Origin of the sequence: Rhizobium sp. Root708 (assembly GCF_001429725.1) — a bacterium.
Classification (GTDB): Bacteria; Pseudomonadota; Alphaproteobacteria; order Rhizobiales; family Rhizobiaceae; genus Rhizobium.
Map to the genome: position 1 here is coordinate 105,617 of NZ_LMHV01000005.1, position 17,931 is coordinate 123,547.

Consider the following 17,931-nt stretch of genomic DNA (forward strand, 5'->3'; position numbering starts at 1 on the left):
TTACGGCTTCACCAAACTGTTGCTCGAATTATGCCGCCGGCGGCATCCGTGCCTTGTTTGTGTTCATAGTAAAAGTGAGAGGGCCATGGCCAATTTCAAGTGTATTTTGATTGGGGATGGATTGTTACTCGCGCAATGTGGGGAAATGCTTGCCAATGCCGGCCATGAAATACTGGCGGTCGTCACGGCAAATCCCGCGGTTCGCAACTGGGCAAGCACCCGGACCACGCCTGTCATCGATCATGACAAGGACTACGGCGCGCGCCTTGCCGACCTCCACTTCGATTGGCTTTTCAGTATCAGCAACCTCAAGATCGTCCCTGAAGTCGCATGGCGCAGCGCCAAGGCCGGCGCCGCCAATTTCCACGATGGTCCGCTTCCGGCCTACGCTGGCCTCAACACGCCATCGTGGGCGATCATGGCCGGCGAAACGCGCCATGCCGTGACATGGCACGAAATTACCGCCGGTATCGACGAAGGCGCGATCTACGCCCAGCAGTTCTTCGATGTGGCTGAAGACGAGACGGCGTTGTCGCTCAATGCCAAGTGCTTCGAAGCCGGCATGACGGCGTTCCAGGGCCTTGTTCACGACATCGAGAATGCCGCCCTCAGACCGGCTCCCCAGGATTTCTCCACACGGATATATTATGGCCGTGAAAAACGGCCGCATGCGGCCGGCACTCTTTCATTCTATCGTTCTGCGGCCGACCTCGATCGACTTATTCGCGCGCTCGATTTCGGTGCGGATCGCGACAATACGCTGGTGACCGCAAAGGTTCGTGCCGGTGAACGCCTGCTTTCGGTTGCGCGTATCGAGGTTCTCGATACGCCCGTTCTGGATGCACCTGGCACCGTAATTTCCTGCGACGCAACAAGCGCGGTCATTGCTGCCGCCGACAGGGCTGTGCGTATCGAATTTGCCGATGAGGATCTGGATATTCGCCTGCTCCTCTGGAGCGGAATGGTGCTCGAAGAGCTGGACGCTGCCTTTGCGTCGACATTGTCGCACGCCGTCGAGGCGGCTGCCCGTCACGAGAACTGGTTCCGCAAAGCGATCGCATCCGCCGCCGATGTCACCCTGCCGCAGATCAGCGGTTACATGCCGACGCGTGCGGCCGCAGCAGCCAGCCTTGATCTCGCGCTGCCGGAGCGGCTGACGCCCACCCGCGCTGTCGCGATCGTCTCTGCGTTTATCGGGCGCCTTTCGAAGCGCGAGGCGCTCAGCCTGGCATTCGTTGACGATGGAGTTCGCGCCCTCTGCGATAGTTTTGCAGGCTATTTCGCAAATGCAGTCCCGGTTTCCGTTTCGGCATCGGCGGTCGCTTCCAAGGCGGAGTTCATCGACGGCGTTGAAGATGCCGTCAATCAGGTCGCCCGCCGTGGCGCCTATCCGCTCGATCTGACGCAGCGCTATCCGGGTTTGAAGCGACCGTATCTGACATTCGGTATCGACCTCTCCAGCCAACCATCGCCGACGGGTATCGATGGATGCGCACTGACTTTCGCCATCGGCGGGGGCAACGCCCGGCTGATCTACGATCAAAACCGCATCGGTGACGACCAGGTTCAGCAGCTAGCCGAACGCTTCGCGGTATTCGCCGCAGCATTTGACGGCGCGCGTAGCCTCGCGGAGCTGCCGATCATGTCGGAACAGGAGCGTCACGAGGTTCTGTTCGGCTGGAACGACACGGCGCGTCCCTATGATCGCGACGCCTGTGTGCATGACCTGATCGAAAGACAGGTGCGTCTGACCCCCGATGCTGTGGCTCTAGCATTCCAATCGCATAGCCTGACCTATGCCGAGATGGATCGCTGGGCCGAGGCCGTCGCCGCGGTTCTTGTCGCGGAAGGCGTTGGACCCGATGTCCTGATCGGTCTCCATATGCCCCGTTCTGTGGAATTGGTCGTTGCTGCCTATGCTATTCACAAGGCAGGTGGCGCTTATGTTCCGCTCGATCCGGCCTTTCCCGCCGAACGCCTCGCCTACATGGTTCGCGATAGCGGCGTGAAGCTCGTGATGGGGCTTCGCGGCGCCGTCAACGACACTCTGCTCCAGGATTGCCGCGTTCTCTTCATCGATGATATCGCGGCGGCGGCCCCGACGAACGTTGTCCGGGATCGCAAGGTTCGACCGGAGAACCTCGCCTACGTTATCTACACGTCGGGCTCGACCGGAAACCCGAAGGGTGTGATGGTCGAACACGGAAACGTCGTCAACTTCTTTGCTGGCATGGATGACCGCATATCCTGCGACAGCGAGCGGCAGAACGTCTGGCTTGCCGTGACCAGCCTCTCGTTTGATATCTCCGTTCTGGAGCTCTTCTGGACATTGTCGCGAGGTTTCAAGGTCGTCATTCACGCTAGCGAAGTCAGTGCCGGTAAGAAGAGCGGTCGTGCCGCGAAATCGTCCAAGATATTGGATTTCGGCCTGTTTTATTGGGGCAACGACAGTGGCTCCCAGGCAAGCAAGTATGATCTGCTTTTACGCGGCGCAAAGTTCGCGGACCAGCATGGCTTCCAGGCCGTCTGGACGCCGGAGCGGCATTTCCATGCATTCGGTGGGCCTTATCCGAACCCTGCCGTGACCGGGGCCGCGGTTGCGGCCGTGACCGAAAATGTGTCGATCCGCGCCGGTAGCTGCGTTCTGCCGTTGCACCATCCGCTGCGCGTGGCGGAGGAATGGGCTGTCGTCGACAATCTGAGCGGCGGCCGCGTCGCTGTCGCCTTCGCTTCCGGCTGGATGCCGGAGGACTTCGTTCTCCGGCCGGAGAACGCGCCGCCGCGCAACAAGGCGAGTATGGTCAACGATATCGAGGTCGTGCGGAAGCTGTGGCGCGGGGAAAGTGTCGAATACTCGTTCGGATCCGGCTCGGCTGCCGTCCTCACGCAGCCCCGGCCGGTCCAGAAAGAGCTGCCCGTCTGGTTGACGACGGCAGGCAATCCCGACACCTACCGGGAGGCTGCGCGTCTTGGCGCCAATGTGCTGACGCATCTGCTCGGTCAGTCGATCGACGAACTGGCGGAAAAGATCCGAATTTATCGCGAGACGCTTGTCGAGTGCGGCCGCAATCCTGATGACCACAAGGTCACCCTCATGCTGCACACGCTGCTGGGCGAAAATCGCGAGGAGGTGCGCAACCTCGCACGCGAACCGATGAAAGCCTACCTCAAGAGTGCGGCGGCCCTGATCAAGCAATATGCCTGGGCCTTCCCCGCGTTCAAGAAGCCCCAAGGTCTGGCGACGCCAGCCGATATCGACCTGCAATCGCTATCGGCCGAGGAGCTGGATGCGATCTTGGAATTCGCGTTCCTGCGCTACTTCGAGGACAGCGGTCTGTTTGGCACCATCGAGGACGCCCATGTCAGGCTTGCACAAGCGTCAGCCGCCGGCGTCGACGAAATTGCTTGCCTGATCGACTTCGGCGTCGAGGACGTTGTCGTTCTCGACCGGTTGCAACCGCTTGCCCAGCTGGTCGAGGAAAACCGTCACCCGGTCGTCGAGCCGCTTGCGGCGATCGGCTTTGCCGAAGAAGTCCGCCGACATGGGGTGACGCACTTCCAATGCACGCCGTCCATGGCTCGCATGTTCATGATTTCAGACGAAGATCGCCGGGCATTCGCCGGTCTCTCGCAGATCTTTATCGGTGGCGAGGCATTGCATGGCTCGCTTCTCGAAGAGATCGCTCGCGAGACGACCGCGTCGGTGACGAATATGTATGGCCCGACGGAGACGACGATCTGGTCGGCGACCTGCCGTGCGCAGCCCACCGACGGCATCGTTCCGTTGGGCGAGCCTATCGCGAACACCCAACTCTATGTGCTTGACGCGAACCTCAATCCGGTTCCGCTTGGCGCCGATGGCGAACTCTTTATCGGTGGCGATGGGGTAACCCGGGGCTATCTGAACAGGCCGGAACTGACGGCCGACCGGTTCCTGCCGAATCCCTTTGCCGAAGGGCGGATCTACCGCACAGGCGACGTCGTTTCCATGACGGCGCAGCGAGAGTTGTTGTTCCTCGGACGCGTTGATCACCAGGTCAAGGTCCGCGGTTATCGCATCGAGCTAGGCGAGATAGAGGCCTGCGCGAACGCATTTGCCGGCGTCGAGGAAACAGTTGTTCTCGCCCGCGAAGATCAGCCGGGGGACGTCCGGATTGTCGCCTACATCCGCACGACTGCTGTCGGAGCCGATGAAAAGGAACTGACCGCATATCTCACGACCAAGTTGCCGGACTATATGGTTCCGAGCCATATCGTCCACATGGATGCATTCCCGCTGACGCCGAACGCAAAGGTCGATCGGGGCAAGCTTCCCGCGCCGAATGCGCAGGTCGCACGCGTTTCGGAGGCGGCCTTCGTGGCTCCAGCGGACGCTTTGCAGACATCGATTGCCGATGCCTTCAAACGTGTGCTCGGGGTAGAGCGCGTCGGCATTGCCGATAACTTCTTTGCGCTTGGTGGCCACTCGCTTCTTGCCGTTCAGGTTCACCGCGATCTTAAGGCATCGATCGCACCTGATCTGGCGATTACCGACCTGTTCCGGTTCCCGACCGTCGGGCAGCTCGCGGAGTTCATTGCCGATCGTGGCAAGAGCGAGCAGCATCTGGCGAAGGTCGCGGACCGCGCCGCGATGCGACGTAACGCGATGGGTGAAAGACGTCGCGAGTTCCAGCGAAGCTAAAGGGCGTCGGAATGCTTTTCGATGGCCTGCTGGACGCCAGGATAGCAGTCGCGGAGTCTTCAATCGGCTCCGCGATCTCAGTTCTTATGCCGGAAGAGATGGTCGCCATGCGTGGCGCCGTTCCGTCTCGCCAAAACGAGTTCGCGGCGGGACGTCATTGCGCTCGTGTTGCGATGGCGGAGCTCGGTAGACATGCCCTTGCGATTCCGATGGGCAGCGATCGAGCGCCGATCTGGCCCGATGGGCTGGTTGGCAGCATCAGCCATTGCGGCTCATGGTGCGCCGCAGCTGTGGGCCGTGTCGCTGAGGGGTTCGCGGCAATCGGCATCGATATCGAAGCAGCAAGGCCGCTTGACATTGAACTTGCTGAAGAGATTTGCACCGATGGCGAACGGGAATGGCTGACGAAAATGCCGGAAGCCGATCGTGGAGCGCTGCTGGCGGCCATATTCAGCGCCAAGGAAGCAACCTACAAATGCCAGTACGCCTTGACCGGCAAGCTGGTCGATTTCCAGGCTATATCCATAGAGTTCGACCTGGCCCACGGCCGTTTTCAGGCTCGGTTCGAGACCGACGTTCTGCCCTATAGAGTAAGAGACACCTTGCCCGGCACCATCAGGCTCGGTGCGGAGCACATTACGACAGCCGTCGTCGTTCAGCGGTGACCATCGCCTTCAGGCGTGGCGCTGCATCCGGCTCAACAATTCCCTGAGAAAAAGATGCGCCAACGGCGGTACCGCGAAAACATAGCGCCGCCACAAACGCTTCGGATCCGATCCAAGCCGATGAACCCATTCCAGTCCGGCGTGCCGCATCCAGAGGGGCGCGCGCTTCTTGGTGCCGATCAGGAACTCGAGCGATGCGCCGATGCACAGGCCGATGCCGGATGCGTCTGGCCTCTGGGCAAGCGCGTGGGCGATCTTTTCGGACTGTGGCGATCCGATTGCTATAAATATGAAACGGGCGGGTTCCGCCGCGATGAAGTCGACACAGGCCTGCAGTGCCACCGGATTGTTGATGACGCCTTTCGGCGGTACGTGGGCGCGAAAACGGATATTCGGATAGGCGACTTCCAATTGCCCTACGATGGCGGTGTCGGCCGCGATCAACGTAATGAGATCGCCATCCTTTATCACGCTCTTGAAAAGCCGGGCCGTCAAATCCGATCCCGTCACCAGCGGCAGGTTGAGCGAAACGGCATGCGCGAGCGTGGAGATCGGGCGGCTGTCGCACAAGGAAATCCAGGCGTCATCGTAGCACTGCGCCAGAAGGCGATCGCCGCTCAGACGTACAACATGGTCGACATTCGGGGTGACCACATAGCGGAACCTCGTTTGAACCTCGCTGGTCTCAACAAGGTCGATAGCAGCATCCTGAGCCAGGCCGTCGAACGGCGCCCCAAGAAAATAGTGGCGCGCATGAAGCCCGGAGTAATCCTTGCCGCCTGAGGGCATTGGCGTTGCTGGCATGAAAATCCCTTGCAAATGAACGCACGCCGGCCTTTTCGCGCACGGCTACGCGGCGAGATGACAGACTTCTGTTTTATTTGGTGTTTCCAGACTATTGGATTGTGCTGTCAGTGCAATTGACCGACCGTCAGCAATTGGAAGTAAATGAGGTGGCGGTTGCTGTGTTCACGACTGGGTATATCGCCCGATATCATCACAAAGCATTACGTGACAGCGTCAGGGATATTTGTGCACTCTATGCTATGAAGGCGGTAGATGCTTCCGCGCGTTGTGAGTTGAGAGGGGCAATACTATGATTGGAATGGCAGTACTGTACGTTTCGGCAACATTGGCTGTTATTGTTTCGATTCCCGTTCTAATCTTCGCTTTCGAATGTATTGTTGGGAGCTTGCCGTCAAAGCCGCGGCCAAGCCGTGGGATTACCATACGCCCTCCCGTCGCCGTGCTGATGGCGGCCCACAACGAGAGCCTTGAAATTGCCGAGGCGCTGAAGAGCATCAAGGCGCAGATGCGCGAAGGCGATCGCCTCGTCGTTGTTGCCGACAATTGCACAGACGATACCGCCGAAATCGCACGCGGGATCGGCGCGGAAGTTGTCGAGCGCTTTGATAATGAACTGCGCGCCAAGGGATATGCCGTGGATTTCGGCGTGTCCTACCTGCGCCAGTCACCGCTTCCGGTCATGGTCATCATCGACGCGGATTGCAAACTGGGTGAGGGCGCGCTCGATCGCCTCGTGGCCGATGCGTTTGCAAAGCAGCGGCCGATTCAGGGGCGCTATGTGCTGTTTGCGCCAGCGGGATCGGGAATTCATCTCGCCGTCGCGCAGTTTTCTTTTCATCTCAAGAACCATGTCCGCCTTCGCGGTCTGACGCGGCTCGGACTTCCTTGCCTGCTGACAGGCTCGGGCATGGCCTTCCCATGGGCGCTGCTTGAAAAGGTCGATCTCGCAACCGGTCACCTTTCCGAGGACACCAAGCTTGGGCTGGATCTCGCCAAGGTGGGACACAGCCCGACCTTCTGCGAAGACGCCTTGATCGCCAGCCTGTTTCCCTACACGGCCTCGGGCGAGCTGCAGCAGCGTCGCCGTTGGGAAGGCGGCCATCTCCGGATGCTGCGCAAATCGCTGCGTGAACTGCTGCGCCCATCGACATGGATGAATGGTGGCTACCTGACGCTCGTGCTCGATATCGCCGTTCCGCCGCTTACCTTGCTCTTCACCATCGTCACCGGATTGCTGATCGCCGGGGCGGCGCTTGCGATGGCCGGGCTTGGGTATTTCGCACTCTTCGTAGCGATCGTGGATATCGCCCTGTTGCTGACAGCCCTTGTTGCCACCTGGTACGCACACGGCAGGGACGTGCTTCCGGCGCGCAACCTTTTTGCCATTCCGCGCTACGCGGCGGTGAAATTCATGCTGTATCCGCGTATGCTGTGGGCAGGCCACCCACGGTTCTGGATCAGAACCGATCGCGCGCGTCGCGGCTGAGTTCTGGCTTCCCGCGGGTAAGGTCGTAAAGAGTTGTTGCAGTTGAAGGGGCCGCGGAATGCCTGACTATCTCAGGGCGCTCATCTACACGCTGATCGTCACGCTGCCGGCTCTTTTTGTCGCAGGGCGTGTCGCCGTCCCGACGATCGACGCTCGCGAATTCCGCGTCTGGAGTGTATGTTGGGTCGCAACCATGGTCGCGGCGTTTCTCGCGCCGAGCTTCATGGTGTTCTCACTGCTGCTCGTCCCGATCTGCATATATGGCAATATCAGCGCAAAACAGCCGCTCTATCTGTTTGTCGTACTGATGTTCGCCGCGCCGTGCTGCTCGGTTCTATTCGGTATCCCGGGCCTGATGCACAGCATCGTCTATCTGGACCCGCCGAGGCTTCTCGTCATTCTTGTGCTGCTGCCAGTTGCGCTTTCGCTACTGGGTGATAGGGACAATCGCCGCCTGAGCCTCATGGATCTCCTGCTCGTCGGCTATGTCGTGCTGACCGCCTTGCTTGCCACGCGTCTGGTCGGCATGAACGATCTTCTTCGTCAGTTGGCCTCCAACGTCTTGACGATGGTGATCCCGTATTTTGTGTTCAGTCGCGCAATACGTTCGAAGGAGGATGTCAATCGGCTGCTCCTTGCTTTCGTCGTTGCGTCCATGCCGCTTGCGACGCTCGGTGTTTTCGAGGTTCTGAAGGGTTGGCGCGTCTACGTGACTATTCTCGACCGCTGGGAAATTCCGATGCTGACGGCTTACCTGTTTCGCGACGGCATGCTGCGCGCATCCACCAGCGCGATCGAGTCCATAGCCTTCGGCTTTCTCTGCATGACCGGCACGGCATGCCTGTTCCTCCTGAACACCGGTCGCTCCGATATCTGGCGCAAGGTCGCCATCGGTATAATGCTCTGCGGCTTGCTCTCAAGCCTGTCGCGCGGACCCTGGCTTGGCTTCGCGCTCTTCCTGGCTATCCTGTTCGGGGCGAATCTCAAGGCATCGTTCAAATATGTGGCTCTCGGAGCCGCCGCGATCATGGTTGTTCTGCTGTCGTCGCCTTCCCTCATGGGCCGCTTCGTGAACCTGCTGCCTTTCGTTGGTTCCGCAGACAGGGGCAGCGAATCCTACAGATCCGAACTGTTTGAGCGATCACTGATGGTCATCCAGCGCAATCCTCTGTTCGGATCCGTCAATTTCATGAAGGCCCACGAACTGCAGGCGATGATACAAGGGCAGGGCATCATCGATATCGTGAACACCTACCTGCAGATTTCCCTCGAGTTCGGGCTGATAGCGCTTGCGCTCTTCGTCGCGTTTTTCGGCCTAGTCACGGCCAAGCTGGCGATCATGTCGCTGAGGACATCAGCGCCGGAGGCCAATCATCTCGGCGTTGCAGCACTGCTCCTGGCGATACTGTTCACCATCGCGACGACGAGCAGCGTGACCGTGATCCCCTACATTTATTGGACAGTGGCCGGGCTTGCGGTCGCACTCATTCGTAAGGCACCGGTGGTCGTGCCACCGCCGCGCATGCGGGTGGTCGGAGCTCGATTCTAGCTCAGCGTTTCTTGTTCATTGCCGATCGAGGTCTATCTGGCTCGTGACGACCTGCTTTCCCGATTGGGGATCGCGGTCGACCGTCGTGATGCGGATCGAATTGTCGCTGACGCGCTGGATCGTCATGTTGGCGTTGCGATCACCGTTGATGATTTTGGACCAGCGAACATCGAGCTTGATCGCATTGCCGGCGCGGCTGCCGCTGAGCGCCGACACGCCACCTGACGGACCGATATAGCGCCCGGCATAGCGACTGCCTGTTGTCTTGATCTCGGCCGAGACGACCTTCGAGACAACGATCAGTCCCCTGCAGGTGCCGTTCATCGATAGTTCCTGGCCGGTTGCGCGGGACTTGAAACTACAGTCGAGATTGATGGGGGAGGACGAAGTGGTCCGTTTCATGCTGCCGTGACCAGTCCAGTCGCCAGCCAGGGTTTTCAGAAACGGCTCTTCATTGGCGGTGCCGAGGCCGGCACTGCAGCAGAGCACCAGCCAGGCCATGGCAGTTGGCAAAACATGCTTCATCTGATCCTCCCCTGATAAGGCCAGAAATGCAGCAGATCGTCCTTGGTTCCCTCCGCGGCGACGCGATCCGTCGCCGCTTGGTCTCGATGGTCGCTAAGCTATGGAAAGGCTTAGACGGGCTGTTTCGCCAAGCACAATATCGATTGTTCCCGGCGCTGTCAGTTCGATTGCACCGCAAAGCGTACCAGTCGTGATAAGATCGCCGCTTTTCAGCGAGGTGCCGGGGCGGAGCCGGTCGTTGGCATAGTCCAGCAGCCAGGTCAGTACGTCGCCCTTTGGATGTTTGGCAATGCCGTCGTAAATGGCGTGACCGTTATGATTAACACGAAGCGGCGTCTCTCCGACGGTGTCGATGACGTCCTTCGGCAACGACGGACCCAAAACGTAGCCACGGTTGCCGATGCGGTCGGCGAGGTAGAGCAGGAAGGAGAGCTGTCCGTTTTCCTCGATGCTGCTCGCGAGCAGTTCGGCACCGAGGTAGGCGTCGCCGATCGCGGCAAGGACGTCGGAGCGCGAATAGCGGCCTTCCTTGCGTACCGGCAGGTCCTTGCTGAGGCGAACAGCGATCTCGGCTTCGAACTTGATGCCACCGACCCAGGCAATCGTGGCGCCGGAGTTGGCTTCGGAATAGGGATGCAGCGGCGCCGTTACCGGTTGGCCATCAGGCGACATCGCGACTTTCCACGCTCTCGACGAAATACGTTCTTGCGCGGCGAGGAAGTTCTGCGCGTCCATCGCATCTTGCAGGGTCGCCGGCAAAGCGAACTCTTCGGTGCGTGCCTTGCGGGCATTCTTCTGCAGATCGTACAGTCGCGATGCCAGGGCCCTCGGATCGAAACCCTCGGTCGATGAACTTGTCATTTTGTTTGCTTCCTCACCTAGAATGGAAGCATGACCTTATCGGCATTCGGTTTTCCCGCAAAGTGCTTCTGCAGGCAGAGCCTACGCGACAGCGGAATACCAGTCCTGCCGATAAGCTCGCAGCCCCGGAATTTCGCGTGGCGGAACGACCTTCTTGGCGCCAGGCACGGGTTTCACACCCGCAAGAAGCGCAGCACCGGCGCTTGTGCCTGTTGATCCGGGAATGGCGATTACTTCGCGACCTGTCAGGCTGGCGAGCAGCTCCAGATAGGTCGTGTTCAGCGAGAACGGGCCTTCGACGATAATTGGACCATCGGCACCGATCAGACCGAGGCAGGCCTCGGTCATCAACGCCAGATACAGGGACACACTTGCATGGCGCTGTGCAGCCGACGCGCCTTCGGCAGCGATCCAGCGGCTTTGCTGTCCGGGAAAGGGACCCGATCCGGACGCGACGTTCGGAAGCAGCATGATACCTTTAGCGATTGCTGCGGCAACGGCGGAATCGACATCATCGGAGACAACAGGCCCGATCTCGGCAGACAGCGACTCAAACTCGCGTCCACCCATGAAGCGGGAGGAGGGCACGGCTCTGCCGTAGGCATCGACGTTGGCGAGCGTATCCCTGCTCGGATCGAGATGGTCGAGATCGCCTCCGACGCCGAAGTTGATCACCCACGTACCTGTCGAGACGACAGCGAACGGCGCTGCTCGGTCGACAAGATGCGGCAAAAGCGATGCGTTTGAATCGTGAATGCCGCAATAGACGGGGACTTCACGGGCAACGCCAATTGCCTCGGCGATTTCGGGCAGAAGTGGCCCCAGAGCGTCGAAAGCCGAGTGGATCGGTGCCATGAGATCGCGAATATCAAGCGTGTCGACGAGCGAGGAATAGTGGCCTTCACGCGGGTTCCACAGGTCGGTGTGGCAGCCGAGCGAAGTAACCTCGTTCGACAGGACGCCGGTCAGCCGAGCGGTCCAGTATTGCGGGTAGGTTACGATGGTGGCTACCTTCGCGAAAAGGTCGGGAAACGCCTTTTTCTGGTAGTGCAACTGTGCGCCGATGTTGAGACCCATCGCCTGGTGTGGCGAGAACGTCTCTTCGAATGCCGGGCGAAGCTTTCCGTAGGTGTTTCGGATTCCCTCGGGATACTCGTGCTCATAGTCGAGAACGGGCATTGCCAGATTTCCGGACGCATCGAGCAGGGCTGCCGATGCACCATGCGTCGTTACCGAAATCGCGTCGAATCCGGGCTCTGTGGCAAAGGAGCGGAGCGCGTCGATCGCAAAGGCCCAGAGACGATCGGTATCGTAGTGCGGATAGATTCCGTCCTTCAGGACCGTATTCGGCGTCTTCGCCTGGGCAATTTCGGTTCCCGTGGCGCTGTCGAGAACGACGACCTTGGCGTTTGTCTTGCCGATATCGAGAACGGCGATGCGCGGATTGGTCTGCGTTGTCATGGCATGTGGAAGACGGTGACGAGATCGCTCTGGACGGGGGAATTGTCCGGGTTGGTCGCCATGATGTCCCCCATATGCGCCCACCACTTCTTCATGACGGGGTGCTCCGGCAGGCTTGCCATAGTGTTGTCGCTCGTGCGCGTCAGAACGCCGAAGAGCGTATTGGTCTCGCGGTCGAGGTGGATTGAATAGTCTCTGGCGCCCGACTGGTGCAGCAAATCGACCAGCTCAGGCCAGATTTCGTCGTGACGCTTCTTGTACTCGGCTTCCATGCCCGGATTGAGTGTCATCTTGAAAGCGTGCTTTTCGAGCGTCATTTGGAACTCATGGCTTTGATGCGGCGGGCAACGATCGGGATCGCGATGGTAATGATCAGCAGCAGGCCGATGAAGATCGACATGACGATGCCGGGAACGTTGAGGAGGCCGAGGCCGAAGGTGACGAGACCCATCACGAAGGCCGCGATGACGACGCCGCCGATCTTGCCGGAGCCGCCAAGGATCGAAACGCCGCCGAGAACAACCATGGTCACGACTTCAAGCTCCCAGCCCTGCGCGATTGACGGACGGGTCGAGCCGAGACGCGAGGTCAGGCAGACCGAAGCTATGCCGCTCATCACGCCTGTCAACACGAAGAGAATGAACTTCACGCGCTCGACCGGGATGCCGGAGAAGCGAGCGGCAAAATCATTGTTGCCGATCGTGTAGACCTGACGGCCGAAATTCGTGGCGTGCAGGAGGATGGCGAAGAGGATCGCCAGCACGATGAACAGCACGAACTCGAAGGAAAAGACCCAGACGACGTAACCCTGGCCGAAAAAGGCGAAGTCCTCAGGGTAACCACCATAAGCCTGGTCGCCGAGGACGATGTAGGAAATGCCGCGAAACAGGCTCATCGTACCGATGGTCACGACGATCGACGGCAGTTTCAGCACCGAGACCAGGAATCCATTGAACATGCCGCAGAGCAAACCGACGCCGACGCCGATGGCGACAAGACCCGGCGCGCCGACACCCAGCTGAGCGGCAGCACCCATGGCTGTCGACGCCAGCGCGATGATAGCCGCGACCGAAAGATCGATCTCGCCCGAGATGACGAGCAGCGCCATGGCGAAGGCGATCATCGCCTTTTCGGTGAAGTTGAAGGTCGCGTCGGACAGGTTCCAGGCATCCAGGAAGTAGGGCGATGCCAGCGAATTGAAGATGAAGATCAGGACGGCAACACCGAAGAGCAGGACTTCCCAGCTCGACATGATGCGCTTGAACGGCGTTCCGAGACGGTCCGGGATGACGCGCTTTTCAGCGGGCGTGGAAACGACGGTGCTCATGCTGCCACCTCTGCTGGAGTCTCTGCAGCGGCCTTGTCACGCAGGATGATGCGGCCACGATTGCGCTCGCGCCTTGCGTTGAAGACGACGGCGAGGATGATGACGGTGCCGGAGATTGCCATCTGCGTGAACGGCGAGATGCCGATGACAGGCAGTGCGTTCTTGATGACACCGAGGAAGAGGGCGCCGAGTACGGTGCCGATGACGGAACCCACGCCACCGGCGATGGAAATGCCGCCGATGACACAGGCCGCAACGCTGTCGAGCTCGAAGCCGTTGGCGATATCGACATAGGCGACCGCGTAGCGCGAGACCCAGAGATAGCTGGCAAGACCAGCGAGCGCGCCGGACAGAACGAAGGCGAGGAATTTCGTCCAGCCGACATCGATACCGGCATAAACAGCAGCGGTCGGGTTGCCGCCGGCCGCATAGGTCGAGCGGCCGAACTGGGTGTATTTCAGCACCACGTAGATCAGCGCAACAATAATGATCGCCGCCCAGCTCAGGATCGGCATGCCGAGGACGACCGTGCGCGGCACATTGAGGAACGTCGGCGTCATCTGGTGCGCATTCACCCATTCACCGCCGGACAGCACGAACGCCATTCCGCGATAGATGGTCAGCGTGCCAAGCGTGACGACGATCGGCGGGATTTCCAGCGCCCAGACCAGGAAGCCGTTGATCGCGCCAAGAAAGGCGCCGATCAGGATGGCTGCGAGGATCAGGACGATCAGCGGCAGATCGGGATAGGCCGCGTTCATCATCGCGATCGCCATGCCGGTGAAGGCAAGGTTCGCGGCAACCGAGAGATCGATCGACTTGGTCAGGATGACCGTCATCTGGGCAAGCGCCAGGATGATCAGGATCGACGTATCGTTGAAGATACCGGCGAGGTTAGCAGGCGTCGCGAAGCCCTGGGCTCGCGTCGAGAAGACGGCGATCATCACCGCAATGATGATGAAGAGCAGCGTTTCGCGTTTTTTCAGGAGTCTGGACATACTGGTACCCTCAAGCGTTACCGGTGGCAGCGCGCACCAGCGTTTCCGGCGTCAGGTCCTTACGGTCGAAGAGGCCGGCAGACAGGCCCTCCTTCATGACAAGAACCCGGTCGGACATTCCGATGATCTCCGGCAGTTCGGACGAGATCATGATGATGGACAGGCCTTCGGCGGCGAGCTCGCTGATGAAGCCGTGCACGGCAGCCTTCGAGCCGATATCGATGCCCTTGGTCGGCTCGTCGAGAATGATGACCTTCGGCAGCGTCGCCAGCCACTTCCCGATGACGACCTTCTGCTGGTTGCCACCCGACAGCGTGCCGACAGGAACCGACAGGGCCGCGGCACGCAGATCGAGACGTTCAGCGTATTTGCGGGCAAGCGCGAACTCGTTGGCGGCTTTCAAGAAGCCCTTGCGCGAGGTGCGCCCGAGCGAAGGCAGGGTCATGTTCTGGTAGATCGGCATCGGCAGCGCCAGACCATGGCGGCCGCGCTCTTCCGGCACGTAGACAATGCCGGCCTTGATCGCGTCGAGCGGCGAGTTGATGCTGATCTGCTTGCCGTCGAGCGTGAGCTTGCCGGATAGAGGCTTGGTGATGCCGAACAGGGACTGGCAAAGCTCGGAGCGACCGGCGCCGATCAGGCCATAGATGCCCAGAATCTCGCCCTTGCGCAGCGTCAGTGAGATGTCGCGGAATTCCGTCTGGTGACAGTATTTCTCGACCTGTAGGACCGGCGCGCCGATGGCGACATCGATCTTCGGGAAGGCATTCTCGACGTCGCGGCCGACCATGAGGCGGACAATGTCGTCCTGCGGCGTGGTCTTCAGCTTGCCGTGGCCGACGGCCTTGCCATCGCGGAACACGACGAAGTTGTCGGCGATCTCGTAGAGTTCGTCGAACTTGTGGCTGATGAAGAGGATCGCCTTGCCCTGCGCCTTCAGGCCTTCGACGATGCGGAAAAGATCGTCGATTTCCTTGCGTGACAGGGCTGCGGTCGGCTCGTCCATGATGACGATGCGGGCCTCGATCGAGAGCGCGCGAGAGATCGCCACGAGATGGCGCTGCGCAATCGAGAGGTCTTTCAGGCGGATCGTCGGATCGATGTTGCTTTCAAGCGAGGTGAGCAGCGCCTTGGCGCGGCTGTTCATCAGCTTCCAGTCGATCGTGCGGAATTTCGTTCGTGGCGCGTGGCCGAGGAAAATGTTTTCGGCAACCGTCAGCTCGTCGAAGAGTACCGTTTCCTGGTGGATGGCGGTCACGCCCGCGTCGATCGCCGCCTGTGCGTTGGCAAAGCTGGTCGGCTTGCCGTCGACGATGATCTCGCCTTCGTTCGGCCGGTAGATGCCCGTCAGGATCTTGACGAGGGTCGATTTGCCGGCGCCGTTTTCGCCGATCAGGGCGGTGACCTTGCCGGGGTAGAGCGCGATGCTGACGTTGTCGAGCGCCTTCACGCCGGGGAAGATCTGCGAGATGCCGCGCATCTCCAGGATGGCGGGCGCATCAGCGGCCGTGATATCCGCGACAGGTTGTTGAAGGGCAGTGTTCATCAGCGTTTTACCAGTGTTCAATGGGAACGTCCCGGCGGCGTGAACCGCCGGGTTTTTGCTTGTATCGCGGGGTCTTAGAAAACCTTCGAGAACTGGTCGATGTTCGAAGCGTTGTAGATGAACGGATCGGCCATTGCGGCTTCGCCCTTTTCATCAACCTTGATCTTGCCCATGCGGCCGGCTTCGATTTCGGTGCCCGGCTTGCCGGTCGCGTCACCCTTTACGAGGTGGTAAGCGATCTGCGTCGCGGAGTAACCGAGGTCGATCGGGTTCCAGATCGCGAATTCCTTCGTCGCACCTGACTTGATCGCGCCGGCCATTTCGGACGGCAGGCCAAGACCCGTTACGTAGACCTTGCCGACGAGGCCCTTGTCTTCGACAACCTTGGAAGCAGCCAGAACGCCGACCGTCGTCGGAGCGACGATGACCTTGACGTTCGGGTTGGACTTCAGCAGGCCTTCGGCTTCGCGGTAGGACTTGTCGGAGAGGTCATCACCGTAAACGGTGGTGACGAGGTTCATGCCGGCGAAGTCCTTGAGCTGCTTCTTCATCTCGCCGATCCAGATGTTCTGGTTCGTCGAGGTGGTGGTTGCAGACAGGATCGCGAAATCGCCCTTGCCGCCTTCAAGGTGGTCCTTGACGAGCGTCAGGCACATCTTGCCGATCAGTTCGTTCGACGACGGGTTCAGCTGCAGGATACGGCCGTCCTTGTTGACGCCGGAATCCCACGAGATGACCTTGATGCCACGCTGCTTGGCCTTCTTGAGGGCCGGAATGACAGCGTCCGGGTCGTTGGCGGAGATCGCGATGGCGTCAACGCCCTGCGCGATCAGCGAGTTGATGACTTCGATCTGGCCTTCGGCCGTCGTCGAGGTCGGGCCGGTGTAGATTACCTCTACGCCGCCGAGTTCCTTGGCTGCTTCCTGTGCGCCCTTGTTGGCGGCTTCAAAGAAGCCGTTACCGAGAGACTTCACGACCAGGCCGATCTTGATGTCCTTGGCGCTTGCAGCACCTGCCATCAGCGCGACTGCAAAGGCGACGCCTACTGCCAGTGTTTTTGCGAGTTTCATGCTTCATCCTCCCACGTTGTTAAGACTTAAATACATCCTGCCGGCGCCATTCACGCGACCGACGAGGAATCCTCCTTCGCTTGCGAGATCGTGCTCGCAACGACGAGCTTGATGCCCGCATCTTCGATCATCCGCCCGGCTTCCTCGGAAATGCCGTCATCGGTGATGATCGTCGAGACACGGTCGAGCGGGCACAGAATGAGGCTCGACCGGCGGTTAAACTTGCTGGAATCGACCATGACCACGAGTTCGTCGGCCTGGTGCATCAGCTTCTGTTCGCTCTGAATGATCTGCGCATCAGCTTCCATGATGCCGAGCGGACCGACGCCCTGCGCTCCGATGAAGAAGCGACGGGCGTAGAAATTGCGGATCGCATCGTTGTCGAAGGGCGACAGGATCAGGCTCTGCTCGCGATAGATCACGCCGCCGGGCACGGTGACCGTGTTCTTCGAGTGCTTGACCAGATGCTCGGCGATCGCAAAAGAGTTGGTCATGACCTGCATGCGATGCGCAGCCATGAAATGCACCATCTGGAAGGTGGTCGTGCCACCATTGATGATGATCGCATCGCCCGGATCGCACAAATCGACGGCTGCCCGCGCGATTGAGCGTTTTTTATCGATGTTGACTGATTCTGAAACCCGGAAAGGGCGCCCGGCGAGATTTCCGAGCTGCGGCGGATGCACAGCCTCGGCGCCACCCCGCACACGGCGGATCTTTCCCTGCACATGAAGGGCCGCGATGTCACGCCGGATCGTCGCCTCGGAAGCCTCTGTCAATTCGGAAATATCCTGAATCGTGATGACAGACTTTTCCTGAACGGCGCTGAGTATGATGCGATGGCGTTCGCGTTCGTGCATGGGGTCCTCCTAGCTTGCTTATTTCGCAGTTGTGATAACCTGTCAATCAAAAACGATCAGAAAATTTCATATTGCGCTGCACAATAATCGAATTT

Annotated in this window: 14 protein-coding genes; 4 read left to right on the top strand and 10 right to left on the bottom strand. The window is 59.8% G+C overall.

Going from position 1 to position 17,931, the window contains the following annotated elements; all coding sequences use genetic code 11:
- The first annotated feature begins 121 nt into the window (after positions 1-121).
- Complete coding sequence (locus tag ASE04_RS05795; protein ID WP_244490351.1) at positions 122-4,681, top strand: MupA/Atu3671 family FMN-dependent luciferase-like monooxygenase; 4,560 nt, start codon at positions 122-124, stop codon at positions 4,679-4,681.
- An 11-nt stretch (positions 4,682-4,692) separates the two neighbouring features.
- Positions 4,693-5,346 carry a 4'-phosphopantetheinyl transferase family protein gene (locus ASE04_RS05800; RefSeq protein ID WP_056813399.1) on the top strand — a complete coding sequence of 218 codons (654 nt, stop codon included), beginning with the start codon at positions 4,693-4,695 and terminating at the stop codon, positions 5,344-5,346.
- 9 nt (positions 5,347-5,355) lie between these two features.
- Here ASE04_RS05800 and ASE04_RS05805 read toward each other — a convergent pair whose 3' ends face one another.
- Positions 5,356-6,150, bottom strand: coding sequence for a WecB/TagA/CpsF family glycosyltransferase (locus ASE04_RS05805; RefSeq protein ID WP_082597266.1), 795 nt, complete (start codon positions 6,148-6,150; stop codon positions 5,356-5,358).
- 301 nt (positions 6,151-6,451) lie between these two features.
- Here ASE04_RS05805 and ASE04_RS05810 point away from each other — a divergent pair, with 301 nt between their 5' ends.
- Both ASE04_RS05810 and ASE04_RS05815 read left to right on the top strand, forming a co-directional pair.
- Complete coding sequence (locus ASE04_RS05810) at positions 6,452-7,639, top strand: glycosyltransferase family 2 protein (protein WP_274533866.1); 1,188 nt, start codon at positions 6,452-6,454, stop codon at positions 7,637-7,639.
- A 58-nt stretch (positions 7,640-7,697) separates the two neighbouring features.
- A complete protein-coding gene (locus tag ASE04_RS05815) occupies positions 7,698-9,188 on the top strand; it encodes an O-antigen ligase family protein (protein ID WP_056813404.1) in 1,491 nt (496 codons plus the stop codon).
- A gap of 15 nt (positions 9,189-9,203) precedes the next feature.
- Here ASE04_RS05815 and ASE04_RS05820 read toward each other — a convergent pair whose 3' ends face one another.
- The 9 genes from ASE04_RS05820 to ASE04_RS05860 all read right to left on the bottom strand — a co-directional run bounded on the left by ASE04_RS05820 (position 9,204) and on the right by ASE04_RS05860 (position 17,836).
- Positions 9,204-9,713 (bottom strand): hypothetical protein, encoded by a 510-nt coding sequence (locus ASE04_RS05820; protein ID WP_056813406.1) that lies wholly within the window; start codon positions 9,711-9,713, stop codon positions 9,204-9,206.
- A gap of 93 nt (positions 9,714-9,806) precedes the next feature.
- The gene (locus ASE04_RS05825; protein ID WP_056813409.1) at positions 9,807-10,574 is read right to left on the bottom strand and encodes a fumarylacetoacetate hydrolase family protein; all 768 of its coding nucleotides are present in this window, start codon (positions 10,572-10,574) and stop codon (positions 9,807-9,809) included.
- Between the two features lie 81 nt (positions 10,575-10,655).
- Positions 10,656-12,035 (bottom strand): FGGY-family carbohydrate kinase, encoded by a 1,380-nt coding sequence (locus ASE04_RS05830; protein ID WP_056813412.1) that lies wholly within the window; start codon positions 12,033-12,035, stop codon positions 10,656-10,658.
- Positions 12,032-12,352: an L-rhamnose mutarotase gene (rhaM, locus tag ASE04_RS05835; protein ID WP_056813414.1), complete on the bottom strand. Its 321-nt coding sequence runs from the start codon at positions 12,350-12,352 to the stop codon at positions 12,032-12,034. Before rhaM ends, ASE04_RS05830 begins: the two co-directional genes overlap by 4 nt.
- Positions 12,349-13,362 carry an ABC transporter permease gene (locus ASE04_RS05840; RefSeq protein ID WP_056813418.1) on the bottom strand — a complete coding sequence of 338 codons (1,014 nt, stop codon included), beginning with the start codon at positions 13,360-13,362 and terminating at the stop codon, positions 12,349-12,351. Before ASE04_RS05840 ends, rhaM begins: the two co-directional genes overlap by 4 nt.
- Complete coding sequence (locus tag ASE04_RS05845; RefSeq protein WP_056813423.1) at positions 13,359-14,360, bottom strand: ABC transporter permease; 1,002 nt, start codon at positions 14,358-14,360, stop codon at positions 13,359-13,361. Before ASE04_RS05845 ends, ASE04_RS05840 begins: the two co-directional genes overlap by 4 nt.
- Before the next feature lie 10 nt (positions 14,361-14,370).
- The gene (locus ASE04_RS05850; protein WP_056813426.1) at positions 14,371-15,906 is read right to left on the bottom strand and encodes a sugar ABC transporter ATP-binding protein; all 1,536 of its coding nucleotides are present in this window, start codon (positions 15,904-15,906) and stop codon (positions 14,371-14,373) included.
- A 74-nt stretch (positions 15,907-15,980) separates the two neighbouring features.
- Positions 15,981-16,976 (bottom strand): rhamnose ABC transporter substrate-binding protein, encoded by a 996-nt coding sequence (gene rhaS, locus ASE04_RS05855; RefSeq protein WP_056813430.1) that lies wholly within the window; start codon positions 16,974-16,976, stop codon positions 15,981-15,983.
- 50 nt (positions 16,977-17,026) lie between these two features.
- Entirely contained in the window at positions 17,027-17,836 is an 810-nt protein-coding gene (locus ASE04_RS05860) for a DeoR/GlpR family DNA-binding transcription regulator (protein WP_056813433.1), read from the bottom strand.
- Positions 17,837-17,931 lie beyond the last annotated feature (95 nt).